The sequence below is a fragment of the Aeromonas sp. 160P genome (assembly GCF_055193095.1).
The window spans coordinates 3652546-3676993 of record NZ_JBUXKV010000001.1; the positions used below are offsets into that span (position 1 = coordinate 3652546).

24 protein-coding genes are annotated in these 24448 nt (G+C 57.2%); 3 read left to right on the forward strand and 21 right to left on the reverse strand.

What is annotated here, in order from left to right:
* Positions 1-3: 3 nt before the first annotated feature.
* From kduD to kbaZ, 11 genes are all read right to left on the reverse strand, one after another.
* Complete coding sequence (gene kduD / locus ACY8FN_RS16955; protein ID WP_139690675.1) at positions 4-759, reverse strand: 2-dehydro-3-deoxy-D-gluconate 5-dehydrogenase KduD; 756 nt, start codon at positions 757-759, stop codon at positions 4-6.
* Between the two features lie 65 nt (positions 760-824).
* On the reverse strand, positions 825-1655 hold the full coding sequence (kduI, locus tag ACY8FN_RS16960; RefSeq protein WP_463100662.1) for a 5-dehydro-4-deoxy-D-glucuronate isomerase: 831 nt from the start codon (positions 1653-1655) through the stop codon (positions 825-827).
* A gap of 146 nt (positions 1656-1801) precedes the next feature.
* A complete protein-coding gene (gene agaF / locus ACY8FN_RS16965; RefSeq protein WP_438538593.1) occupies positions 1802-2242 on the reverse strand; it encodes a PTS galactosamine/N-acetylgalactosamine transporter subunit IIA in 441 nt (146 codons plus the stop codon).
* A 61-nt stretch (positions 2243-2303) separates the two neighbouring features.
* Positions 2304-3206 (reverse strand): PTS system mannose/fructose/sorbose family transporter subunit IID, encoded by a 903-nt coding sequence (locus tag ACY8FN_RS16970; RefSeq protein WP_463100663.1) that lies wholly within the window; start codon positions 3204-3206, stop codon positions 2304-2306.
* Positions 3196-3960: a PTS N-acetylgalactosamine transporter subunit IIC gene (gene agaW / locus ACY8FN_RS16975; protein WP_463100664.1), complete on the reverse strand. Its 765-nt coding sequence runs from the start codon at positions 3958-3960 to the stop codon at positions 3196-3198. Before agaW ends, ACY8FN_RS16970 begins: the two co-directional genes overlap by 11 nt.
* Positions 3961-4005: 45 nt before the next feature.
* Positions 4006-4506 (reverse strand): PTS N-acetylgalactosamine transporter subunit IIB, encoded by a 501-nt coding sequence (agaV, locus tag ACY8FN_RS16980; protein ID WP_438538590.1) that lies wholly within the window; start codon positions 4504-4506, stop codon positions 4006-4008.
* Positions 4507-4889: 383 nt separating this feature from the next.
* The gene (locus ACY8FN_RS16985; protein WP_042061250.1) at positions 4890-5744 is read right to left on the reverse strand and encodes a tagatose bisphosphate family class II aldolase; all 855 of its coding nucleotides are present in this window, start codon (positions 5742-5744) and stop codon (positions 4890-4892) included.
* Entirely contained in the window at positions 5735-6934 is a 1200-nt protein-coding gene (gene nagA, locus ACY8FN_RS16990) for an N-acetylglucosamine-6-phosphate deacetylase (RefSeq protein WP_463100665.1), read from the reverse strand. Before nagA ends, ACY8FN_RS16985 begins: the two co-directional genes overlap by 10 nt.
* Positions 6935-7237 carry a PTS sugar transporter subunit IIA domain-containing protein gene (locus ACY8FN_RS16995; RefSeq protein WP_463100666.1) on the reverse strand — a complete coding sequence of 101 codons (303 nt, stop codon included), beginning with the start codon at positions 7235-7237 and terminating at the stop codon, positions 6935-6937.
* Positions 7238-7374: 137 nt separating this feature from the next.
* Positions 7375-8532 carry an SIS domain-containing protein gene (locus ACY8FN_RS17000; protein WP_463100667.1) on the reverse strand — a complete coding sequence of 386 codons (1158 nt, stop codon included), beginning with the start codon at positions 8530-8532 and terminating at the stop codon, positions 7375-7377.
* A gap of 12 nt (positions 8533-8544) precedes the next feature.
* Positions 8545-9858, reverse strand: coding sequence for a tagatose-bisphosphate aldolase subunit KbaZ (gene kbaZ, locus ACY8FN_RS17005; RefSeq protein WP_463100668.1), 1314 nt, complete (start codon positions 9856-9858; stop codon positions 8545-8547).
* A gap of 272 nt (positions 9859-10130) precedes the next feature.
* On the opposite strand from kbaZ, the gene ACY8FN_RS17010 reads away from it, so the two are divergent.
* Complete coding sequence (locus tag ACY8FN_RS17010; RefSeq protein ID WP_139690664.1) at positions 10131-10937, forward strand: DeoR family transcriptional regulator; 807 nt, start codon at positions 10131-10133, stop codon at positions 10935-10937.
* A 16-nt stretch (positions 10938-10953) separates the two neighbouring features.
* Here the strand turns inward: ACY8FN_RS17010 and ACY8FN_RS17015 are convergent, their stop codons facing one another.
* The 3 genes from ACY8FN_RS17015 to ACY8FN_RS17025 all read right to left on the reverse strand — a co-directional run bounded on the left by ACY8FN_RS17015 (position 10954) and on the right by ACY8FN_RS17025 (position 16619).
* On the reverse strand, positions 10954-11811 hold the full coding sequence (locus ACY8FN_RS17015; RefSeq protein ID WP_463100669.1) for an aldose 1-epimerase: 858 nt from the start codon (positions 11809-11811) through the stop codon (positions 10954-10956).
* On the reverse strand, positions 11808-13259 hold the full coding sequence (locus ACY8FN_RS17020; protein WP_463100670.1) for a sugar porter family MFS transporter: 1452 nt from the start codon (positions 13257-13259) through the stop codon (positions 11808-11810). The genes ACY8FN_RS17015 and ACY8FN_RS17020 overlap by 4 nt, the downstream gene beginning before the upstream one ends.
* Positions 13260-13331: 72 nt before the next feature.
* Positions 13332-16619, reverse strand: a complete 3288-nt coding sequence (locus ACY8FN_RS17025; RefSeq protein WP_463100671.1) for a DUF5107 domain-containing protein — start codon at positions 16617-16619, stop codon at positions 13332-13334.
* 119 nt (positions 16620-16738) lie between these two features.
* Here ACY8FN_RS17025 and ACY8FN_RS17030 point away from each other — a divergent pair, with 119 nt between their 5' ends.
* Positions 16739-17935: an ROK family protein gene (locus ACY8FN_RS17030; protein WP_463100672.1), complete on the forward strand. Its 1197-nt coding sequence runs from the start codon at positions 16739-16741 to the stop codon at positions 17933-17935.
* A gap of 116 nt (positions 17936-18051) precedes the next feature.
* On the opposite strand, the gene ACY8FN_RS17035 is transcribed toward ACY8FN_RS17030, so the two are convergent.
* Entirely contained in the window at positions 18052-19059 is a 1008-nt protein-coding gene (locus ACY8FN_RS17035) for an HAD family hydrolase (RefSeq protein ID WP_463100673.1), read from the reverse strand.
* Between the two features lie 307 nt (positions 19060-19366).
* On the opposite strand from ACY8FN_RS17035, the gene ACY8FN_RS17040 reads away from it, so the two are divergent.
* Positions 19367-20548, forward strand: a complete 1182-nt coding sequence (locus ACY8FN_RS17040) for an MFS transporter (RefSeq protein ID WP_463100674.1) — start codon at positions 19367-19369, stop codon at positions 20546-20548.
* Between the two features lie 98 nt (positions 20549-20646).
* On the opposite strand, the gene ACY8FN_RS17045 is transcribed toward ACY8FN_RS17040, so the two are convergent.
* From ACY8FN_RS17045 to cydX, 6 genes are all read right to left on the reverse strand, one after another.
* A complete protein-coding gene (locus ACY8FN_RS17045) occupies positions 20647-21255 on the reverse strand; it encodes an HvfX family Cu-binding RiPP maturation protein (protein ID WP_463100675.1) in 609 nt (202 codons plus the stop codon).
* 38 nt (positions 21256-21293) lie between these two features.
* Positions 21294-22058 (reverse strand): DUF2063 domain-containing protein, encoded by a 765-nt coding sequence (locus tag ACY8FN_RS17050; RefSeq protein ID WP_463100676.1) that lies wholly within the window; start codon positions 22056-22058, stop codon positions 21294-21296.
* Complete coding sequence (locus tag ACY8FN_RS17055; protein WP_463100677.1) at positions 22051-22908, reverse strand: MbnB/TglH/ChrH family RiPP precursor modification enzyme; 858 nt, start codon at positions 22906-22908, stop codon at positions 22051-22053. Before ACY8FN_RS17055 ends, ACY8FN_RS17050 begins: the two co-directional genes overlap by 8 nt.
* The gene (locus tag ACY8FN_RS17060) at positions 22896-23231 is read right to left on the reverse strand and encodes a hypothetical protein (RefSeq protein ID WP_101315240.1); all 336 of its coding nucleotides are present in this window, start codon (positions 23229-23231) and stop codon (positions 22896-22898) included. Before ACY8FN_RS17060 ends, ACY8FN_RS17055 begins: the two co-directional genes overlap by 13 nt.
* The gene (locus tag ACY8FN_RS17065) at positions 23224-24183 is read right to left on the reverse strand and encodes an MBL fold metallo-hydrolase (protein WP_463100678.1); all 960 of its coding nucleotides are present in this window, start codon (positions 24181-24183) and stop codon (positions 23224-23226) included. Before ACY8FN_RS17065 ends, ACY8FN_RS17060 begins: the two co-directional genes overlap by 8 nt.
* 141 nt (positions 24184-24324) lie before the next feature.
* Positions 24325-24435 carry a cytochrome bd-I oxidase subunit CydX gene (gene cydX, locus ACY8FN_RS17070; RefSeq protein WP_005337572.1) on the reverse strand — a complete coding sequence of 37 codons (111 nt, stop codon included), beginning with the start codon at positions 24433-24435 and terminating at the stop codon, positions 24325-24327.
* Positions 24436-24448 lie beyond the last annotated feature (13 nt).

The window sequence follows — 24448 nt, forward strand, 5'->3', positions numbered from 1 at the left end:
TTATCAACGTGCCAGCCAGCCGCCATCAACGGCCAATGTGTAGCCGTTAACATAGTCACTGGCAGCAGATGCCAAGAATACCGCAGGGCCAGCCAGATCAGATGGTGATCCCCAACGATTCGCAGGGATCCGTTCCAATATTGCGTTGTTACGAGCCTCATCTGCACGTAAAGCAGCTGTGTTATCTGTTGCCATATAGCCTGGCGCAATGGCATTAACATTAATTCCATGATGAGCAAGTTCAGTGGCCAGAGCTCTCGTCAGACCCATTACCGCTGACTTACTGGCTGTATAGGAAGGAACTCTTACACCGCCCTGGAACGAGAGCATTGAGGCAATATTGATGATCTTGCCACCCTTACCCTGTTTGACAAATTGCTTGGCAACTGCCTGTGACAGAAAAAATACCGTCTTCTGGTTGATATTGATGACGTCGTCCCAATCCTTATTGGAGAATTCAAGAATATCCTGACGACGAATGATACCTGCGTTATTTACCAGGATATCGATTGCACCCATCACTTCGACGGCCTCAGCGACTATCGCCTCCAGCAAGTCCTGTTGCATCAAATTTGCTGTGATGTAGTGAAATTTTCGGCCCAGCGCCTCAATGGCGGCCTGAGTCTCCGGTGCTGGCTCATAGCCTACACCCACAATATCAGCCCCCGCCTGAGCCAAACCCAATGCCATGCCCTGCCCAAGACCGGTGTTGCAACCCGTCACCATGGCAACTTTACCCGTAAGCTCAAACATACTCATAATTCTTCCTGCGACAAGACGGATTGGCTTGCATCAAGCAACCCGCATAGATTAATTGGTAGGGTTTACTTCAAATCACTCATGGCAACATGGTCCATGTCGTGGAAAGTCTGGTTTTCACCGACCATGCCCCAAATGAAGGTGTAGGCTGCAGTACCGACACCGGAGTGGATAGACCAACTCGGACTGATTACCACCTGCTCATTACGCACCACCAGATGCCGAGTCTCCTGCGGTTCACCCATGTAGTGGAAAACCAGGTTGTTCTCACTCATATCAAAATAGAGATAGACCTCCATTCTGCGCTCATGGGTATGGCAAGGCATGGTATTCCATAAATTGCCCGGAGCCAGCTCTGTCATGCCCATCAGCAGCTGACAGGTCGGCAGAACCGAAGGGTGCAAGTATTTATAGATGGTGCGAATATTACAGTTTTCCTGACAACCCAAAGATTCCGGAGCAGCCTCTTCGCGAGAAATTTTACGCGTCGGATAAGCATGATGAGCGGGAGCGCAATTAAGATAAAAGCGAGCAGGATGCTCTGAATTTACACTGGTAAACGAGACTTCACGAGCCCCCATACCGACATAGAGAGCCTCGCGAGCTCCAATCTCAAAAGTTTGGCCATCAACAGTGACCAAGCCAGGGGCTCCAATGTTAATCAGCCCCAACTCTCGACGCTGCAAGAAGAATTCCACACCGATTTCCTTACCGCCCTCAAGGGAGATGGGATAATCAACCGGCACAACTGCTCCAACGATGATACGATCGATGTGGCTATAGGTAAGATTAATTTCATTCGGTTGGAACATACCTTCGATCAAAAAATGGCTGCGCAAGCCGCTTGTATCCAATTGTTTGGCATGTTCACTATGGATAGGTTGACGAATTTCCATTGTTAAACCTCAAGTTATTACCACAGCCAAAATCATCGATAACAATAAATAGCCATCAACGTGTTACTGGCTTTGTATTAATAGTTCATGATGAAGAAGCCAAATTTTATTGTATGCAACTCATCTGAAAACAAGTGTCATCGTTATTAAAGACCATCAACTTCATCAATGTCTTGCTGATACATGGCGGCATCCAGTGCTTTTCGCATATCTTGCATCGTGCTCTTACCTATCTCTTGCAGAATCTCGACCAGCTCACTTAACGACACACCATCACGTTCAAATGCGGCATTTGCAATCATCGGCAAGTTGACCCCTGCCAATACCTCGACATTGTCGGTATCCATTAAAATCGCTGATGCTCGATTTGCTGGCGATCCGCCAGGAATATCGGTTAAAAATAACACCCCATCATCTGAGCTCACTTCCTGAGCAGCTTCTCTTAGTGCTAACTCCAAATCATCTGTCGACATTGACTCGACAAAGTCGACAAAGCGCATCTGTTCCGGCGTTCCCACAATTGCTTTTATTGCAGACTGCATTCCGGATGCAAAATTTATATGTCCAGATACTACAATACCGATCATGCAATTGAATCCTCTTAAATATATGGGGGCGATGTACCCCCATTAACTATGATTACTATATTTAGATAATACCCATATAGTGACCAATAACCCCAGCGGCTAAGGTTGAAAAAATAAGCACTGGTGGCTTAGCCCAGAATCCGGTCCCTTTTACCATTTTTAACATAAAAAACACCAATACCAACGGCAGTAAATTTGGCATTATTTTATCAAATAATGATGTTTGAAGTTCGACCGTCTTCCCCCCTAACTCTAATGATACCGTTGTCTGCAACTTGATAAACGTAGCGGATAGTGCACCTATCACGAAAATACCCATAATATTGGCTGCCTTGGCCAATTTTTCGGTTGCATCACTCATGTTTACCATAGCTGCAGTACCAGCACGGTATCCCATGAACATCAATCCGAAATATACAAAGAAATGCACTATCTGATACAACAGAAAAAATACAAACGGACCAGCAATAGATCCCTCAATGGCAATAGATGCCCCTAGCGCTAATGTCAATGGCATCAACGTCATATGGTCTATCGCATCACCAATACCGCCGGTAGGACCCATACCGGCGACTTTCATCACATTGACAGTAGAGGGTTTTTCCTTGTTCTCTTCCATTGCTATAGCGGTGCCGAGCAGGAAGGTAAATAACTTCGGACTGGCATTAAAAAACTGCAGATGGTTTTTCAACGCCTTAGCTAGATCATTTTTATTATCACCATGGATTTTTTTCAATGCCGGGATAATAGAGTATGCGAACCCTCCACCCTGCATTCTTTCAAAGTTGAAATTACCCTCCATAAACAAGCCACGCAATGAACACATCCATAAATCTTTCTTGGTAATGACTTGACGAACAGTGATGTCCTCATAAGAATCCACATTATCTACCAGTGATGAACTTTTTACTGGAGATACTGTGACATCAGATTTAGATGGAGAAATTGCAATATCAGATGCCATCTTCAAATTCCTCTGCTTGCTTGTTTGAATTGTTATCGCCACTAAAGAAGTAATAAAGCGCTGCGGCAGACGCACCCAAAATTGCAACAGCCATTATTGGCAATTTTAGGTAGGTGGTCATCACAAAACCGACAAAGAACACACCTGCAACTTCTTTGGACCACATGATTTTTAGTAGCATGGCGAAACCGATAGCTGGTACCATTTTGGCACCAATCCCCAACCCCTCCAGTAATACTTTTGGTGCATTTTCATCAATCCATGTAGCACCGTGTTCACCAAAATAGACGGTTGTAAATGCAACAACCGCATAGAGCATAGAACGTAACGAAATGGTGGAAATCAGTAGTCGCTCAATGCCAGAGGCATCCGCCTGTTCGGCATAACGATCAGCCTTACCCATTGTGAACGCAGTTAATGCAAAGAAACCAATGACCAGCATCTGCATCAACACAGCAATAGGCATACCTACACCCATGGCGACTTCAGCTGATTGTCCAGTCATCACGGCAAAGGCTACAGCAGCAATCGTTCCCATCGTGACATCTGGCGGTTGAGCGCCAGCATTGGGAACAAGACCCAACCAGGCTAATTCCAGCGTCGCACCAGCAATTAACCCGATCTGCATATCACCCATAATCAAACCAACTACCGGCCCAGTAATTAATGGACGGTGGATATTTAATGCAACATCATATTTATCAATGCCGCAAAAAAATGCCCATATAGCTACAAGAATAGATTCTATAAACATATTTAATTCCTTTAAATGATGCAACCTATCATTTAAAATCGAATGTTAAGCTGCACGCTTAGCCAACTCAAAAATATCGATAGCAGTCTGGTCTGGTGTATTTTGAACTGTACAGACGACCCCTTTGCCAACCATGACATCAAAAGCTTTCATATCTTTTGAATCAACGGAGACAGTTTTTGAAATTTGTTTTTTTCCTTCGTGATAATGCATGTTACCGATATTGCAATGGGTAATAGGCACGCCCCCTTCGACTAAACGAGCCACGTCGGTTGGATTGTTGCACAAAATAAAAATTCGTTGTCTCTCTGAAGCGTTTTTAATTACATCAATGGTCTTTTGTATCGTAAAGAACCTGACCGCATACTCCCCCCCTGCAGAAGCCTTCATCCCTGCCTGCATGAAAGCAGCATTGGGACCTTCTGCTGCATCATCATTAGCAACAAGAATCAAATTCGCCTCTGTGTGTTTACCCCAAGTGATACGAATTTGCCCGTGCAACAAACGTTCATCAATCCTAGTCCATACGATATTTGGAGTTTTCATATATTTCATCCCTCTATTATAGGCATGCCTGAATATATGCAGGCAATACACTAACCCATCTGATTAGATTAACTAGAGACGTCATTATGCTTGTTGGGTGCATACTTGATGTCATTATTCGTTCCAGCCCGCACTGACGGTGTTTTAGTGAGCTTAACTCTAGTCCTGATATTAACACACTGAAAGAAAACGAAAATGGGATCGCTTTCACGAAGTAAATAAAAAGACATTGAAAGATACTGCCATCATCAATGCTTTTTCTAACTACTTAATGCCTTCTGTAAGAATGCATCTCACTTACGGTTAGCAAACAGATGAACCCAGGTCACTGCCGCACGTCAATAAACGGATATAAATCACAGGCGATGGATAACCTATCCAAATCAAATACGGTTCTCACTCATACACATGCGGATTTTCGCTTCGACCACCTCTTCCATGGCTGCCATGGCAGGCACCAGATACTGACGGGGGTCGCTGGCATCGGGGTGGCTACCAAGGAAGGCTTTCATGGCATCGGCGAAGGCGATCTTCAATTCGGTCGCTACGTTGACCTTACAGATCCCCAGCTCGATGCAGCGGCGGACATCGGCTTCCGGCACACCGGAGGCGCCGTGCAGAACCAGCGGAATATCCACCTGCTCACGGATCGCAGCGAGGCGGGCAAAATCGAGGCGGGGCTCTTCCTTATAGAGGCCGTGGGCAGTGCCGATGGCAACAGCCAGCGAGTCGATACCGGTACGGCGGACAAACTCGGCCGCCTTCAGCGGATCGGTAAATTTGGCATTTGCGGCATCAACGATGAGGTCATCTTCCTGGCCGCCCAGCTGGCCCAGTTCGGCTTCGACGCTGGCACCCATGCGGTGGCAGTAGGTGACTACGCTGCGCACCTTTTCGATGTTCTCTTCAAACGGAAAGTGCGAGGCATCGATCATGGCCGAGCGAATACCCGCTTCGACCTTGTTATGGATGTCCTGCTCGTCTTCGTGGTGATCCAGATGCAGCACCAGCGGAATGCGGTACTCATGGGCAGCTGCCTGACAGATGGAGACCAAATACTCGACCCCGGCATGGCGATAGGTACCCGGGGTACCAGCCAAAATCACCGGTGAACGCATACGGGCTGCGGTACGAGCGACCACCTGGACGGTTTCCAGGTTGTGGATGTTGAAAGCAGGCACGGCGTAACCGCGGCGCTGGGCATCTTTGAGCATTTCATGGGAAGAGATCAGATACATAGTGACTCCTGAGCGTCCTGATTGACGCGAGATCCTGAGAAAAGGGGGGCGAAGTGGGCGGGCTCAATCTCCCGACCAGCAACCCAGATGTGTTGTTGAGTAAGTTCAGTAGTGAGGGCGAGCAGGTTGGCCTGTTTGCCAACCGCCAGTGAACCGAGACGATCGGCAATACCGAGCATCTTTGCCGGGGCCAGTGAGGCCATCCGAATGGCATCGGCAAGCGGGATGTCTGCCAAATTGACCATGTTGCGCACGGCATCGAGCAACGTGAGTGTGCTACCGGCCAGGCCGCCGGCCTCGGTGCGCACCACCCCCTCTTTCATCTCGACCCGGTAGTTGCCCAGCAGGTAGTGACCATCTGGCATACCTGCGGCGCGCATCGCATCCGTAATAAGGAGCAGGCGCTCACCGGCGCAGCAGTGGCAGAGTTTGAGCACGCTTGGATGGATATGATGACCATCGGCGATCAGCTCCAGCCAGGCATCGGGATGGACCAGGCCCGCGCCCACCATGCCGGGCTCGCGGTGGTGCAGACCTCGCATGCCGTTGAAGCAGTGCACCAGCCCGGAAGCGCCCGCCGACAGCGCTGCCATAGTAGTGTCGTGATCAGCCGCCGAGTGGCCCAGCATCACCCGCACGCCGTTTGCGGCGAGATGGCGAATGGCCGTGATGGCATTGGGCTTTTCCGGTGCCAGCGCCACCACTTTCAGGGTGCCGCGAGCCAGCTGTTGCAGATGGTTCAGCTCGGCAACCTCCAGCTCCCGAAACAGCGCCTGATCGTGGGCACCCTTATTGGCGGGGGTAAAATAGGGCCCCTCCAGATAGCAACCAAGCAGCTCAGCGCCCGGCATGCCGCTGGCGACGCCATCAGCAATACGGGCAAGGGTCAGCTCGATCTCGGGGAGCGGAGCAGTAACCGTGGTAGCGAGAAATGCACCGACACCTTCCGCCGCCTTGGCCATCGACAAGATGCCGAGGACGTTGCTGTCGTTGTCCATCACATCCACACCGGCGCCGCCGTGGACATGACCATCGATCAGGGCCGGGACCAGCAGATCGACATCCCGCACCGGATCGGCATCTGTGATGGGGGCGATCGCGGTGATGATGCCCTCTTGGTGGGTAAGCTCCTGATGCTCCAGCCAGCCCTGCTCGGTCAGCAGGCGGCGGGCACGGATCCGTGAAGCCATTTAAATGCCCTCCTCGACCAGACTTGCTTCTGCCTGGCGATCTTTTTGCATTTCATCCGCCAGCGACGTGAGGCCCCGGTGACCACAGGCAAGGGCCTGGATACGGAATTCACTGACACTCAGACCATCACCCTGCTCTACTGCCGACATGGCTTCTGCAAGTTGATGCTCCAACTTGCTGGTGGTCGATGATTCGGGAAAATCAATTGCCGCCACATATGGCTGTTCACCGAGGATCTGTTCCATTGCCTTTGCCAGTCCACTGGCAAAACCGCCATGCCCCGTGATAATGATGCCTAACATGTGACTCACTCCTTTTTCTAATGATTAACAACAAACAGACCACGAAAGATGAAAGCGTTCACAAACATAAATATTCAATGTATTCATGTGTATAGCGATTAATCTTTATAGCAATTTCTGTTCGTTGATTCTCATTCCTAGCTTTTATATGGATAAATTTTTACCCCTTGTACGACCCGGTTGACTTGCCCGGTCGGACAAGGATTGTCCGGGCTGATGCCGAGGCTCAACGAGGTATGAAAGGCATAGAACTGGGCATAGAGCAGGTAACCGAAGGCCAGCTGGGCATCATCACAGTGGAGGGTGTGGGGCAGATAGATGTGCTCACCCTGTTCGATGTGAGGATCATGCTGGTCAGCAATGGCGACCACCCGGGCTGCCTGTCCATCAGCCCGCAGTTCGCGCAGCAGGTCCAGATCATATTGACGGGTATAGGGGTCGTTGGAGATGAGCTGGACGATCAGGGTCTGTGCATTGACGATGGATTTGGGGCCATGGCGAAAGCCGGTGGGAGAGTCAAACATGGCGACCAGTCGGCCACCGGTCAGTTCCAGCAACTTGAGGGCTGACTCCTGGGCAACCCCTTGCAGGCTGCCGCTGCCAAGATAGATGACCCGTTGTGGCAATGGCTCATTCCATGCTGGTACCCGCTGAACAACCTGCTCAAGGATCGCTTCACTGACGCCAGCCAGCGGCGCACACACCTGCTGGTTGAACTGGCTCGGCAGGAAGACGGCAAGACAGCTCAGCATCATGCTGGTGAGGCTGCTGGTCATGGCGAAGCCGCGATCATTGGTTTGGGGCGGCATCAACAGGGCCAGAGAGCGGGCATCTTGCTGGCAGCGGCGATAGAGCGCCCCTTCACCGTTACAGGTGAGTACCAGATGATGGCAGTTGCCGAGCAGTTGGCTGGCGAGCTCAACGGCGGCCACGCTTTCCGGGCTATTGCCTGAGCGAGCGAACGAGATAAGTAGAGTCGGGCAATCCTCGGCCAGATACTCGGCCGGATCGGTGACGATATCGGTGGAGGCAATCGCCTCGAACCGGGCCTTCAAGTGGCCAGAGAGGTAAGGGGCCAACGCTCGTCCGGCAAAGGCAGAGGTACCGGCACCGGTCAGGATCACCCGCAGATTGCGATGGGACAAGAGAGGGGTAAGAAAGCGATCCAGCGGAGTGCGGCACTCCTCCACCATGGCAAGGGTCTCTCGCCAGGTGGCCGGTTGTTGCTCTATTTCATGGGCTGTCGCTAGGCCGTTGGCCGTGCGCAGCATCTCTTCTGAATAACCAAGGATCATGTCTACAACTCCTTAAACAACAGGGTCAAGCTGGGAAGGACAGGGGCAGACTGTGCCGCAGGCATTGGCATAGCTGCGCAACACTTCCTGCACCTGATCGAGAATGAGCTCATGGGGATTGGCCGCCAACGTGCCCTGACGTACCTTGCGGTACTGCAGGGGCATGTGCTGGCTGAGCAGTGGCAAGGGGATGGGCTCGGCGGCCAGGTTGGTGAGCAATCTGGCATAGCACTCATCTACGCGCGCATCGGGCCAGTAGTAGCGAATGCGGTCTGAGTAGCTGTAACCGCGCGCGAGTCGGCATTCGTTGGCGTTGCCCTGATAGTGGCTGCGCCAGAAGTCGGGGCGATCCAGCATGGTCTCTTCCATCACCTGGCGCAGGCCCGAGCACGCCTTGGCGACAACCAACTCCTCTTCGATGGCGGCAAGGGAAAACAACGCTTCACGCAGGGCAAAGGTGAGGGCCGGACCGACCTTGAGAATGGCAAAGTGGTCGCGAACCAGCTGACGATAAGCCTCGGGGGTCTGGTAATCGGTGGAGTGAGCCTCAAACACCAGATGGGGGTAGGCTTCGATCATCCGACTCAGTGGTGCCGCTTTCGCTGATTGGTAATCGATAATGTGGGTGTGGTCAAACTCGACCCCGGGCTGGACAACGAGCCCAATGACCCGGGGCCAGATATGGGCCAGACCGACCTGCGCGAAGGCTTGCTGGTGGGCTTCCAGGGTATGACGGGCGGCTTCCGGCGTGGTGACAGTCAGCTCGGCCAGCTCTTCATGGGCACCGCCCGGAACCGGCACCTCGGTACCAATGACATAGACCAGATCGCTCTGGCCAAATTTGGCCAGACAGGTTTGCTCGGCGATCTGCGCCAGACGGGCGGCCCGCTCGGCGACCAGCTCATCGGTCAGCGGCACCGGGTCCCCCTGACAAGACATGCTGCAGTCAAGATGGATCTTTTTGAAACCGGCAGCAACATAGCAGGCGATGAGATCCTCGGCATGGGCCATGGCCTGCTCGGCGGGCTCACCTTGCCAACGGTTTGGACCAAGGTGATCCCCTCCAAGAATCAGTCGGTGCGCTGGAAAGTGGCACTCGGCAGCCAGCTGATAGAGGCGATCGCGAAAATCGGCCGGGGTCATGCCAGTGTAACCACCGAACTGATCCACCTGATTGGAAGTGGCCTCGACCAGCAGCAGTTGATCCCCTTCGGCGGCCAAGCACAAAGCGGCCTCCAGCACCAGCGGGTGAGCGGAGCAGACGGCATAGATCCCGACCGGTTCTCCCTGTTTATGTCTTTCGACCAGTGACTGCATGGATTTCATTTTGATCTTCCTTCGTTGCTCCAGATGAAAGAGAGCTTTCACTTGATTTCCTTTACTCTAGTAACAACACAAAGAAAACGAAACAAAAGAGTTCTACCTTCTTGATGCGGATCACAAAAAGAAAGGTATTGAAAGATTTTAAGAAATGAGAAATGAGAAGTCGTTGTGAAAAAGTTCAGCAATGCTTGATTTGACTCTTATGCTGAGCGTTAATATGAAAACGTAACGAAGTGAAAGAAATTTTTCACCACAACAGACTTATAGAAGAGACTATGCAAATAACTGAAAAGAGCGTACTCGGCACCAGTGAGCGGCGGGAGCGGATCATTCAGCAGCTGCGCAGCAATGGCAGCGTTCAGGTCAACGAACTGGCTACCCATTATCAGGTGTCGACCGTCACCATTCGCAATGATCTGGCATTCCTCGAAAAACAAGGGGTTGCTGTGCGCGCCTATGGTGGCGCCCTGCTGTGCGAACCCAATCAGGCGGTGCCCGAGCGAACCATTGCCGACAAGAGCGTGCTCAATACGCCGGTCAAACAGCGGATCGGTGCACTGGCGGCGACGCTGGTGCAACCAGGGAGTCGCCTCATCCTCGATTCGGGTACAACCACGTTGGAGGTGGCTCGTCATCTGCGGGAGCATCAGGAGATTCTGGTGATGACCAACGGTATGAACGTGGCAAATGCACTGCTGGAGGCGGAGGGAGTCGACCTGTTGATGACCGGCGGTCACCTGCGCCGCAAGTCACTCTCGTTCTATGGTGCGCAAGCAGAACAATCCCTGCAAAACTACCATTTCGATATGCTGTTTCTCGGGGTGGATGGAATCGATCTTGAATGTGGCGTCAGTACCCATCACGAGGATGAAGCGCGCATTAACCGCTGCATGTGCCAAGTTTCCAAGAAAATCATAGTGGTCACAGATTCCAGCAAATTTCGCCGCTCCAGCCTCCACAGGATCATTGATACTCAACGCATTCACACACTGATCACCGATGATGCGCTGCCTGCAGACATGCTGACTGGTTTGCAGCATGCCGGGATCGAGGTACTGCTGGTACCGGCGGATCCCCACTGATCGAAGCTGGATTGCGTTAGCCCCCGGACACCACTGTCAAGGTCATACCGATACTCATACGGTCACCTCTTGCGAGTAACCGCAAACCGGGGTGACCTGCCATGTGGTGGGCATTGGCGGCGTGACTCTGGGGCTCCAGACAGACAAAGCCACTCGTGTCATCGGGCTGGTAGAGCATCAGGAAGGCACACTCGCTTGAAACCAGCAGGCGCTGCTGGCGAGCAGGATGATCGATCTCGGCCTGACCGCGCCAGCCGCCGTAACAGTGGTTGAGCCACCCTTGCGGGCGCTGCCACTGACGAAAATCGAGGTGGGGCGCAAGCCTGCTCGACCAGTCGGTCGGCAGATGATCCTCCCCCTCCTGCCAGACACCGCTCGCCAGAAAGCGAATCTTTGTCTGCTCGTCACGCCAGAAAAAGGGGTGGAAACCCGCGCCGTAGAGGCAGGGGATCTCCCCAAGATGGGTCAGGCTGATCCGCGCCACCAGGCTTGCTCCCTGCAGCCGATAGTCGATCTCCGCCAAATAGTGAAAGGGGCCATTCTGGCTGGTGAGCTGCAAGGTCACCGAGCTGTCGGTCAACGCCACCGGTTGCCAAGGCTGCAACCAGCCATCCCCATGCAAAAAGAAGTCGGGATCGAGCTCGCTCTCGGGCAACGAACAGTCATCCTCCCACAGCTCGAACCGATTGCCCGCTACCCGATTGGCCAGCGGCACCATGGGAAACAGCGCGCTCTGCCCGGGATGCCATGGCTGCGCCGGGTCCGTGTCGCGCAGCAGCGGGCGCCCTTTATCATCCTCCAGCCCCAGCAGACAGGCCCCTTGTGCAGAGACCCGCATCCTAAGATGCGGGTTGTTTAATGTGTATACCGTCATGCCGAGGCGCTCGCCTTGGTCGGCGTCAGCTCCACCTTGCCTTGGGCCAGCTGAGCCTCCAGTGCCTCCAGCGTCACCCCCTTGGTCTCGGGCACCTTGCGATAGATGAAGATGAGACCAGCGAAACAGATGAGGCCATAGAGCAGGAAGCTGCCTGCAGCACCCAACCCGGCATTGAGCAGCGGGAAGGTGTAGGTCAGGACGAAGCAGGCGATCCAGAGCGCCAAGGTTCCGGCTGACATCGCCAGACCCCGCACCCGGTTGGGGAAGATCTCCGAGAGCAGCACCCAGGTGACCGGCGCCAGGGTCAGGGCATAGATGGCGATGGCCGCCAATACCAGCAGCAATACCGGCAGCCCCAGTACGCCTGTGGCATAGGCCGCCGCCATCATGCCGTAGATGATGGTCAGCCCCGCCGAGCCAATCAGCATCAGCTTGCGGCGACCGATCTTGTCCACCATAGGCAGTGCAATCAGGGTAAACAGCAGATTGATAAGGCCGGTGGCGACGATGGATTTGAGGGTGCTGTTGATGTCAAACCCGGCGGAGGCAAAGATCTCCTGCGCATAGTTGAAGATGACGTTGATGCCGCACCACTGCTGGAATACCGCCAGCACGATCCCGATGATGAGGATTGGCCGCACCGAGGGTTTGCCCAGCTCTGACAGCGACACCTTGTGTGTCTCGCCCACCAGGGTCTGACGGATATCGGCCAAGGTCTGCTTGGCATAGGCATCACCGCCAATCTTGCCGAGCATGCGGGAGGCTTTCTCATACTGACCATCTTTGGCCAACCAGCGCGGCGACTCCGGTACGAAGAACATCAACACCAGAAAGGCCAGCGCCGGTACCAGTTCGGCACCGAACATCCAGCGCCAGCCGGACTGACCATTCCAGGTGGCTAGAATATCGGCCTGAGTGGCGTTGCTCGCCACCGGATCGGCGATCATCAGGTTGACCAGCTGGGCCGCCAGCACCCCGATCACGATGGTGAGCTGGTTGATGGCCACAAACTTGCCCCGCTTGTCGGCCGGGCTGATCTCGGCGATGTACATGGGCGAGAGCGCAGAAGCCAGACCGATGCCGATCCCGCCGATGATGCGATAGACCACAAACAGATCGAAGTTGCTGGCCGCCGCAGTGCCCCACGCAGAGATGGTGAAGAGGATGGCGGCCAGGATCAGCGGCTTCTTGCGACCGAAGCGGTCGGAAGACCAGCCGGAGATGGCGGCCCCCAGCACGCAGCCCACCAGCGCCGAGCTCATGGCCCAGCCGGACTGGGCCGGATCCGTGATGGCGAAATAGGCCTCATAGAAGGGCTTGGCCCCGCCAATCACGACCCAGTCATAACCAAACAGCAGGCCACCGCAGGCGGCCACCAAGCAGATCATCCAGATGTAGCTCATATTGAGCCCATTCGTATCCAATTGATTTTTCGTGCGTTCCATGTCTCATCCTTTCTATCTTGTCGATTGTAAGGTGCAGTGGCGCCCCTCACCGTGGCGGGGCGCCGGTTTTTGTTATGAGTGTTGTGAGTTGAGTGACAGCTCGCGGCAGATCAGGGCAAAGAGGTGCCCCTTGTCGTGAGCCGGGTTGAGGGTGAGCAGCTCTCGCAAGGTCTGTTCACAACCATCCCGCTGACCCAGCCCCAACAGGCCGAGCGCCCTGACCAGCAGACAGTGCTGGCGATGTTTGTGTTGCGGATCGTCATCCAGCACGATGAGGTCGGGCAGTGAGACGGCGAAGAAATCCGCCTCGACCGACTCGCCCATCGCCTGTTCGGCCCAGGCGACCATCCCCTCAAACAGACGATGGGCCTCCGCAACCCGGCCAAGACGCGCCAGCGCCATGCCCTGATAGAAGAGGTAATCCACCGGCTGATCGTTGTAGTAGCGGCTGGCCCCCAGCGACCCCTGACCGAGACAGGCCTGTTGCAGGCACTGGGCCGCCAGACTCTGGTTGTCACAAGCCAGATGGCAGAGCGCCAACAGGTAGTGGATATCGTTGTCGGTTTGCCCCACCAGACGCCCCTCCCCCAGATTGAGGGGGTAGTGCAGCGCCTGTTGCAGCAACGGAATAGCCTGCTCGTGACGTCCCTGAGTCATCAACACCAGCGCCCGGCGCTGCTGATTGATGAGGTATTGACCGGTCACCTTGCCCTCGCCCCCCTCCCAAGGATGGAATTCGCGCAGCCGCAAGATCTCGGCCGCCGCATCCAGCTGGCCGGTGATGTGATAGAGACTGAGCAGTTCGGCAGTCAGGTCGTCGCGCTTGAGGGCCACCTCACGATGCGCCTCCAGCAGCGCCAGCCGCTCTGCGGGGGCCATGACGCAGCGCTTGTGCAGCTGATCCAGTTCAAACAGCAGACGGGCGTCGTCTGGCTTGAGGGCAAAGGCCCGGCTCAGACACTGCTCGGCCGCAACCGGATCGCCGCTCTTGTTGAAGTGATAGATGCCAAGGTTGCGCCAGGCCGGGGCAAATCCGGGTGCCTGCTCGCACACCTGCTGCCACAGTGCGATGGCTTGCGGGTAGCTGCGCTTGCTGTAGTGGAAGCAGCCCAGCAGATAGCTGGCAAACCAGCTGTGGGGCAGTTGCGCCAGCATGGCCACCTCGCCAAGGGTATTGGGGAAGCGCACCTTGTGACCAAAGGCCTGCTCGGCCCGTTGCAGCAGGGCATCTTGCGCCTCACCTTCCGGCAGTAGCGCAGCCTGGAACAGCAGCGGCAGGGTCTCTTCCACCGGCAGTGTTGAGAGCAGTTGCTGCGCCAGCTCGGGGCGTCCCAATGCCAGCAGATTGCTCGCCAGGAAACAGAGGTTCACCCCGCGCCCGTTGCACAGGGTGCGCAGCGCCTCGAGATCGCTCGGCTGCTCGCTTGCCAGCCAGCGCAGGAAGGCCAGCTGATAGTGAAGCGGATAACGGACGCGCTGCTCGTCGATATAGGCGATGGCCGCCGCCCGCTGACCGGACTCCAGCAGCGCCAACCCTTTGAGGGCGATGGCGCCATAGTGGGTACCGTTGACCGCAAGACTCTTCTCGACAAAGGGCAGCGCCTGCAGCGGGTCACGGCGCACCATGGCGATGCGGGCCAGCCCGAGGAAGCCACTGTCGCGGCAGTTACCGCTCCAGGTCGCCTTGTAGAAGTCATCGAAGGCGGCATCAAACTGGCCCAAACGCTCCTCGATGTGGCCGCGCAGCAAGCTCGCCTTGCCACACTGAGGGTTCTTGTTGAGGCGATGGGCACGGACCAGCGCCTGATTGACGTAGGCCAGCGCCTGCTCATAGTTGGCGCGGTTGTACTCCAGCGTTGCCAGCGCCAGATTGCAGCGATAGTCGCCACCATCCAGCTCCAGCGCTCGCAGGTAGTAATCAAAGGGCGAGCGGCTGGCGTGCAGATACTGCTCAAGATGCTGGCCGATGAAGTAGAGCTCATCGACCGAGTCGAGATTGACGGCTGGCTCCGGCGCTGTGGCCGGATCTGGCAGTGCTTCGCCCACGGGCTGATGCTCGAGATAACTCAAGATCGACTGCCCCTGCTCATCCAGCAGGCGTACCTGCAAACGTCCCTCGCTGGTGATGGCCTGCGGCTCAAGCCAGGCCTGACCCGGTTGCAGATCCAGCGTCTGGGTGAACAGCACGCAGCCTTCGTCACTCACTTCGAAACGGGCATGGCACAGCGGCGCGATCGCGTAGGCACCGCACAGCAGGCCGTCGTCGGTGCGCTCCAGCTTGATGGCGGCGCGGGTGTTGGCATTTTGCAGGGTGCCGAGGGTGTTGTAGGGCAGGAAGTTCTGCACGAACACCTTCTCCTCCCCCGCATCCAGCCAGGTGAAGTCAGGCTGATTATCGGTATAGACCCCGGTCATCAGCTCGATGTAGGGGCCGTTGTCATCGGTCAGGTTGCGATCCCAGGCCAGACCAAAGTCACAGTTGCCCCAGCTCCACTGCTTCTTGCCCGGCGAAACATGGTGATCCGCCACGTGCAACAGGCCGCCCTGCTCGTCATGGCAGTAGGCGCCGACGAAGTCGTAGTCGGACTTGTCCGCCATATAGGAGGTGGGCACCGGGATGTTGCGGTAGCGGGAGATATCGACGCCAGCGGAGTAGTCCACCTTGTAGTAGGTGCCACGGGCGATGGGGAAGGCACTGACGTCGCGTTTGCCGTGGTCATAGACGGCGGTCACATCGGGCGGGAAGACGCTCTGGTGGGCATCACCCCCTTTCACTGCCGGGTTGGACCACCAGAGGAAGTGGCGCGGCGTGTCGTTGCCGTTGAACACCTTGCCGGTGATCTCGATAAGCGCCTTGTCCGGATAGAGGGTAAAGCCCGCCATCACCTGCAGACCGCGCATCGGCTCCACCTCGCCCAACCAAACGGTCTTGGCACCGCCCTCCCGCTCCGCAATGGTGAAATCCACCGGCATAAAGGTGGTGGGCCTGTGGTGCTGCGGCCAGTTGAACTCGATGCCACCGGAGATCCAGGGACCCACCAGCCCCACCAGCGCCGGCTTTATCACCTCGTTGTAATAGACGAAATCCCGCTGCATCACTTTGTCGTAGGCACGGTGGATGCGGCCACCCAACTCCGGCAGCAGCATCACCTTGATGAAGTCGTTCTCCAGCCAGACCGCCTGATAGGACTTCATCTGCTTCTGACCGGTCAGGGTGTCGATCACCCCATAGGGATAGACGGCCCCCGAGGAGCCCTGATAGACCCGCTTCTCGAGAAACATGGGGTTGGGATCTTCGGCACCCACCTCGTAGGTCGGCAGTGAGATGGTCTCTACCCAGACCTTTACATCAGCTCTCATTAATCTCGCCTCACTCAACATTTGTTAGTAAAGTTTTCAGTGAGACCAGATTAGAATGGTTAAAGCTGCATTAATTGCCGAAAGATCACGCAATACAGTAAGCGGAGTTTAGTTAAGCGATGAACATAGGGTTGAACAACCAGAAGGTCCGCCACCACAACAAGCAGGTGCTGCTGGCCCTGCTCTATCAGCTCAAGGAGGCGAGCAAGTCCACCCTGGCCCGCCACTGCGAACTCTCCATCCCGGCGGTCAGCAAGATCCTCGATGAACTGGTGGCCGACGGCGCCATCAGCCACAGCGAACAGAACCTCTCCCAGCGCGGCATCAATGGCGGCAGCTACCGCATTGCCAGTGGCCAGGGGGCTATCCTCTGCCTCAACATCAGCCCCACCCGTCTGGAGAGCATACTGGTGGATAACCTGATCACCCCGCAGGGTGAGTTCAGCGACCAAAAGATTGCCCCGCAGACCCCCGATGAACTGCTGCGCCTGATTGAAGCGCACTACTACCAGCACAAACGCCGCCACAAGGGGCTGGCGATCCGGCTGGCTCTAGCGGTACACGGTCAGGTCAACCCGGCCACCGGGGTGTCGCAAACCATGCCACAAGCCCCCTGGCACGCGCCGGTCGAGCTCAAGTACCTGCTGGAGGAGCGCCTGGGTTGCGAGGTGATGGTGGATAACGACTGCATCATGCTGGCACTGGCCCAGAAGTGGCAGGGCCGAGAAGGAAACGGGGATTTTTGCGTCATCAACGTCGATTACGGCATAGGGTCGGCCTTTATCATCAACGGTCAGATCTACCGGGGTGCCCTGTTTGGCAGCGGCCAGATAGGCCACACCATCATCAATCCGGACGGCAGCGCCTGTGCTTGCGGCCGCTATGGCTGCCTGGAGACGGTCGCCTCGCTGTTTGCCATCAAAAAACGGGCCCGGGTGTTTCTCAAGCAACAAGCCAGTGCCGACAACCCGGCGCAGGCGGGTGTGGAGCTGGATACTGCCCGGCTGCTCGCGCTCTACCATCAGGGGGATGCCATGATCCGCACTCTGGTGGACGAAGGGGCCCGCGCCATTGGCCTGAGCCTCTACAACTTCCTCAATATCCTCAACATCAACCACATCTGGCTCTATGGCCGCAGCTGCGACTTTGGTGAAAGCTGGCTGCAAACCATCGTCAGTCAGACCGGCGCCAACCCGTTCGACTGCAGCGATGCGGTCAATGCGACCCAGCTGCGCTTCGGTGAACTGACCCGCCCCCAGCAGGTAATGGGCATCGGCTACCTCTATGTGGAGCGGGCCTTGGCAAAAAACAGGTGACAAAGACGCTTCGAGGCGTAAGAGAGCGAGGCTCTATCGACAGCTCGCTCTCCCTGTTTTCTCACTTGCCTCGTACAGGCATCTAGCCCTGTGGATGCCAGACGCAGCTCCCACGCTTAACGGGCGTTCTGGCAGAGGGCTGGGTCAAACACCTGATTCCAGTCTGATTTCATATCGACCACTACCCAGCCTCGCGCTTTTGCCTGCGTCAGTCCGTCGATCAGCTTGCCACTGGCTGGCGGATGGCTGTCGTAGGCGTATTCGCGCTTGGCATCGGTGTGGTGCACCAGCAGGCCAAAGGTGTGGTAATCCGGGTTGGTTGAGGTGTATTGCAGCATGGGCACGTCGCCATCGCTGTTGCCAAAGGCGCCGACCGGGCGCTGCCCCATAAAGAGGTGGATGGCCGCCGGTTTGGCCTTGCCGTCATCAAAGAAGGCGCCGTTCATGGTCTTGCGGATCTCGCTGCCCTGCCCGGTCAGGGCAAACTCACCAAGAGTGAAGGAGCCAATCACCTGCTGGGGCGGGATGCCATACATCTGCTCAGACATCACCCGCATAAAGTCGACGCCGCCACCGGAGACAATCCAGGTCTGGAAGCCATTGTCCCGCAAGTAGTTCAGCAGCTGCTTCATCGGCAGATAGCCGAGCTGATCATAGTGGCAGCCAAAACGGGGATCCTTGCTGCTGTTGACCCAGCGGCTGACCCGCTCGGCAAACTCGGTGGTGGTCATGCCGCTGTGGGTCAGCCCCACCAGCTTGGCGAGCCCTTTCTCTCCCGATTTGGCCACGGCCTTGAGGTCATTGCTCAACACTGCCGCGACGATGGGATCGGCTTTCCACTCCGGGTGTTCCGGCGCCAGGCGCTTGATCTCGTCCATCGCAAACTGCAGCTGATAGGTCATGGGTGCTTCTGGCCAGAGAGTGCCGTCATTGTCAAACACCACATGGCGCTTCTCTTGGGGGATAAAGGTGGCCTGCTGCTGATCGGTGGCATTGGTCACCCAGCGGGTGATCGCCTGCTTGGCCGCCGTATCATTCCAGGCAGATAAGGGATCGCTCTGGCCAGCCTGTACCGCAAAGGCGCCGCACAGCAGCAAAAGAGAGGAGAGTCGGTTTAATTTCATCATGTTACCTGTCAAACAAGAGACGGCCGTGACACGACCGGTACAAGAGGGATCATCAAAGGCAATCCTATGCTGACCATCTTGTACTGGAGCTTAAGCGAGTCCCAAAAGGGTTCACAGCCACTCCACTTTGCGATGGCGATCACTGATTAGCGGTCGCACAGAAGATAACGAGAACCCCTGCGGCTCACCGCCATTGATGCTAATTTATCAAAAGTCATTTGCTGTTACCGTCATTTTTGCCAACAAACTGCCCCCCCATACTGGCGCCATTCTCCCGTCGGGAGTCCCTATCCAAGGAGTTGTTATGCCACTGGCGTTATTTGCCCTCACCTTAAGTGCCTTTGCGATCGGCACCACCGAATTTGTGATCGTGGGGCTTATTTCCACCATCGCAGAACAGCTGAATGTATCGCTGCCCTCGGCGGGGCTGCTGGTCAGCCTCTATGCCCTTGGTGTCGCCATCGGCGCCCCCGTGCTCACGGCGCTCACCGGCAAGGTGCCGCGCAAGTGGCTGCTGGTGGGGCTGATGGCGCTCTTTACCGCCGGTAACCTGCTGGCCTGGCAGGCCCCCGGTTACGAGAGCCTGATCGTGGCCCGCATCCTCACCGGACTGGCGCACGGGGTCTTCTTCTCGGTGGGCAGCACCATCGCCACCGGGCTGGTGGCCAAAGAGAAGGCGGCGAGCGCCATCGCCATCATGTTCAGCGGCCTCACCGTGGCGCTGGTGACCGGCGTCCCCCTTGGCACCTGGATTGGTCAGGTGTTTGGCTGGCGTGAAACTTTTCTGGTGGTCAGCCTGCTGGGCCTCGTCGCCATGGTGGGTAGCCTGCTGCTGATCCCGAGCAACCTGCCCAAGGGGGCGGCCTCGACCATCCGCGAGCAACTTGTCGTGCTGACCAACAAGCCGCTGCTGCTGGTCTACGCCAAGACGGCGCTGGGTTACGGCGGTGCCTTCACGGCCTTCACCTTCCTCGCCCCCATCCTGCAGCAGATAAGCGGTTTTAGCGCCGGTGCGGTGAGCCTCATTCTGCTGGTCTACGGGGTATCGGTCGCCATCGGCAATATCTGGGGTGGCAAGCTGGCCGACCGTCTGGGCCCCCTGCCCGCCCTCAAGCTGCTGTTTGCCGGTCTCGCGCTGGTGCTGCTGGCCCTCACCTTCACCGCGCCCCATCCTGTGCTGGCCGTGTTGACCGTGCTGGTGTGGGGCGCCTTTGCCTTCGGCAACGTGCCGGGTCTGCAAGTGCTGGTGGTGCAACAGGCCGAGCGCCATACCCCCAAGGCAGTGGATGTGGCATCGGGCCTCAATATCGCCGCCTTCAACGTCGGCATTGCGCTGGGATCGATCGTCGGTGGTCTGGTAGTGGAGCACCTTGGTCTGATCCACACCCCCTGGATCGGCGCCCTGATCGTGCTGCTGGCCTATGGGCTGACCCATGTCAGCGAACGACGTGAGGCCAGACTGGCACTGGCCTGCCCCCAATATTGAGCGCGCCAGCATGCAACTCTGCCCTATCCTGTCATCAAATAAAAACGAGCGGCTCAGGCCGCTCGTCTCTTTTCACGCGCTGTTATTGTTGTTGGTTGTTATGCCATGCGAGAAACCACTGCCCCCTTGTTCACTGCCCGCTTGAGCCAGTAGTCGAGGCTGACGTAGCGGCCCCCGCCGTAAACCAGCAGCACCAGCAGCATCACGAAGTAGGTGGCGGCAAACTCCATCCCGTTGTTGAGCATCACGGGATCCCCGAGCTCGGTGATGTAGTTGTAGCGACCGGGGAAGTTGGCCGCCAGCCACTCGATAAAGCCGTTGAGGCGCACTGTGGCCTCCATGCTGCCGGTAGCGATGGCGTCCCAGCCGTGCTTCCAGTGCACCATGGCGCTCGCCACGCTCATCAGGAAGATTGTGGGAATGGCCATGATGCGGGTAAAGAGGCCAAGGGCGATGCAGATGCAGCCCAGCACCTCGGTGCCCGCCGCCAGAAAGGCGAGCAGGGTCGGGAATGGCAGGTTGAGCCCCCCTTCCGAGATTGGCGCGCCAAACCAGGCGACGGTGCCGGCAAAGCCCACCACCTTGGAGTGGGCCCCCACATAGATGACCGGAATCAGATAGAGGCGAATGGCCAGCAGGGCCAGAAAATCGAGCCGCTTGCACTGGGCCACCGCCCGTTCGTACCACTGGATCAGGGTGTTGTTCATGGAAATTCTCCTTGGTGTTTGCTAAATGAGGGCCTAAGTCAGGACACAGGGGCGCCGGGCTGGCGCTCGCCAACGGGCAGGGTCAGCAGACCCAGCCGGTGAAAATGGCGCGCCCACTCGGTCAGATCAAAGTCGCTGCGAACCTGTTGCACCTGTTGCTGGAACGCGGCTTGGGCGATCCCCGGCTGCTGTTGCAGCAGCTGGATCAGTGCCACATCCCATTCGCGCAACCGCTGGGTCACCACCTGATGATCCGGGCTGCGAAATAGGCCATAGCAGTGGTTGCCCTGCCGGGTCGGCAGCACGCCGCTACGACGGATGACAAAGGGGAGTTCCAGCAGTTGCAGGGTAGGATTGAGCCGAAGTGAACTCTCCGCCGTCACCTCCTCCCCCGCCATAACTTGCGGCACTACCCCTTCGTCAATCTCGACACAGAGGCAGGCCCACTCATACTCCAGCAGCGCCAGCCGCTGTCTGGGCCAGTTGAGGGAGCCCTCGCCGTGGCGATGCTGCACATAGCGGACAAACTCGGTGGCGATATGGTGAAACTCGGGGGCCTCGGCGCCGTGCTGAATAACAAAGCCCTCCACCAGCTGCGATCTGTCTACCGGCGCCCAGTGGCCGTGGGTGAGCACAAAGGCGCTCTCCAGCACCGACGCCACATTGGCGCGCACGCTGCGGGCATAGTGGCTGGCAATGCCATCCTGCGGCAGCCGCACCCGGCTCGCCAGCCAGGCGGTCTGCTGCTGCATCCGCTGCGGCGCCGTTTGGGGCGCAGTGATCAGTGATAACCGTCTATCCATAGCGCACCTCCCGCACCTGATGGTCGAGCGCCTCACAACAGGCGCCGTGCACCCGTGCCAGCTCGGCCTCCAGCTCTGCCAGCGGTGGCAGATGGTGATCCCGCTCCAGCAGCAGGGGGCGCAGGCCATGGGTCTGCACCGTATAACGGGCCAGCGCCACCACCGCCTCGCACACTGGACGACCGTGGGTATCCAGCAGGGTGCCATCCGCCTCTTCCAGATGACCGGCGATATGGAAGTAGCGGATCGCTTGGCTCGGCAGCCCGGCGATCATCCGCTTGGGGCAGTAACCGTGATTGCGGCTGTTGACAAAAACGTTGTTGATATCGAGCAGCAGCTCGCAGCCGCTGCGCGCCACCAGCTCGGCGAGAAAATCCTCCTCCGGCATCTCGTGGTCATAGCCGTGGTAGTAGGAGATATTTTCCAGCACCAGCGGGCGGGCCAGCGCCTCCTGCACCTGCTCAATCCGCTCTGCCAGATAGGGGATGTTCTCCCACTGGCGCGGCACCGGTAAGAGCTCGTAGAGATAGCCCTGCTGGTCGCGAGAAAAGCTCAGGTGCTCGCTGTAGATCTCGATGCCGAACTCGTCCAGGAAGGTGCGGATCTGGCTGAGCAAGGTGAGATTGAGGGGCTGACAATCACCGAGGGAGAGACTGAGCCCGTGGGCCACCAACGGATAACGCTCGGCCAGCTGATGCAGCTGCGCCCGCTTGGCGCCGCCGATGGCCATCCAGTTCTCCGGCGCCAGCTCGAGAAAGTCGATGCCGGGGCGGATGGGGCCGGAGCAGAGCGCATCGAGATGCTCTTGGCGCAGCCCAATCCCCCGACTGCAGGAGCTTATTGGCCGCATACCCCCTCCGTCATCTTGCTGCCGTTGTTGGCACTGGATGTGTCGCCATCAATCCCCTGCTCCGCCACACCGCACTTGCCATCGCGAGCGCGCACCAGCCGACCCTGCGGATCGCTATCTAAAGCCTGCTTTTCAAAGCGCTTCTCGGTGCCGCACTTGCCCGCCGCGCACTTGCCGCCGTGCTGTTCGCTGGGGGCGGCCTTCACCGGCGCATCGCTCGGGGTGGCCGCCAGCGCCAGTCCCGGGGTCAGGGCAATCAGGCTGGTCATGGCGATGGAGAGGGTCAGTTTACCGGTGGTTTTGTTGCTGCTTGAGTTACTCATGAGCGTACTCCTTGACAGATGAAACGGGGTAGCTGGAGAGATCACGGGCGGCCACGATCTGGCCGTGGAACTGCTGTTTGACGATGGCCATCGCCTCTTTCTTGTGATTGAGGCCAACCCCCATCCAGTGGCTCAGCACCAGCAGCTTGGGGTTCACCTCGGCGGCAATCTTGGCCACCACCGACGGCTTGGCGTGGAGCGAGGCGGAAACCGGGTCGGCCGCTTCGTGGATGGCGAGCGGCATCACCAGAATGTCGGCCCCCTTGGCAAACGGCACAAAGGCCGGGTTGCTGCCGTTCTGATCCGCCGAGATGACGATGGTCCCCTCGGCGCTCTCGATGCGATAGGCCAGACAGGGCACATCTCCGTGAGGGATGCCAAGGGCGGTGATGGTCAGCCCATCCTGCTGATAGACGGTGTGGGGCTGCGGGCTCTGGTAGGGCACATCGTGCAGGGTGATGGGGAAGAGGCCATCGGTGCCATCCTTGAAGCCGCTCAGGTAGGCATAGGCGCCCTTGTCTTTATTGAAGAGAGCATCAAAGTAGCCGCTCATGCTGGGGAAGGCCGAGCCCGCCTCGGGCCCCGCCAGATCCAGCGGATCGCTGCGCTCGAAGAAATAGGCCCCCTTGAGCAGGGCGGGCAAGTCAGTCACATGGTCGGTGTGAAAGTGGCTGATGCCGATAAAATCGACCTCTTCGAGCTTGGCCCCCGCCTGGCCGAAGCGCAGGTAGACACCGCCACCGGCATCGATCAGGATGCGGGATTTCCCCTTCCACCAGATCACCTCGCTGGAGGAGGCGCGCAGATCGTCGGAGATGGGGCCACCACTGCCGAGCACCTGCAGGGTGAAGGTTTTATCCAGTGGCGTCAGTTGTACCGGTTCGGCACAGGCCGGGGCGACGGTGAGCGCGCACCCGATGGCCAGCGCCACCGCTTTCAATCTCTGTTTCATCACAATTACCTGTCGGTTGGTTGTCGGTTGAAAGTGTGTCGTTTGTATCGTTTGTGTCGTTTAAAGAGGGGTGAGAGGGGCCGATGGCGACGTGTGAACGCCAGCCACCGGCCATGGTGAGGGGCGGCTTGCCCCCCACCGTCAGTTGCCGTCCCGTTCGTCCGCCTGCCAGCGCGCTTCCAGCCAGAGCAGGTTGCACAGGCCCAGCAGCAGGGCGAAGCCGAGGCCCAAAATCCAGGTGAAGTACCACATAGCGTCCTCCTTA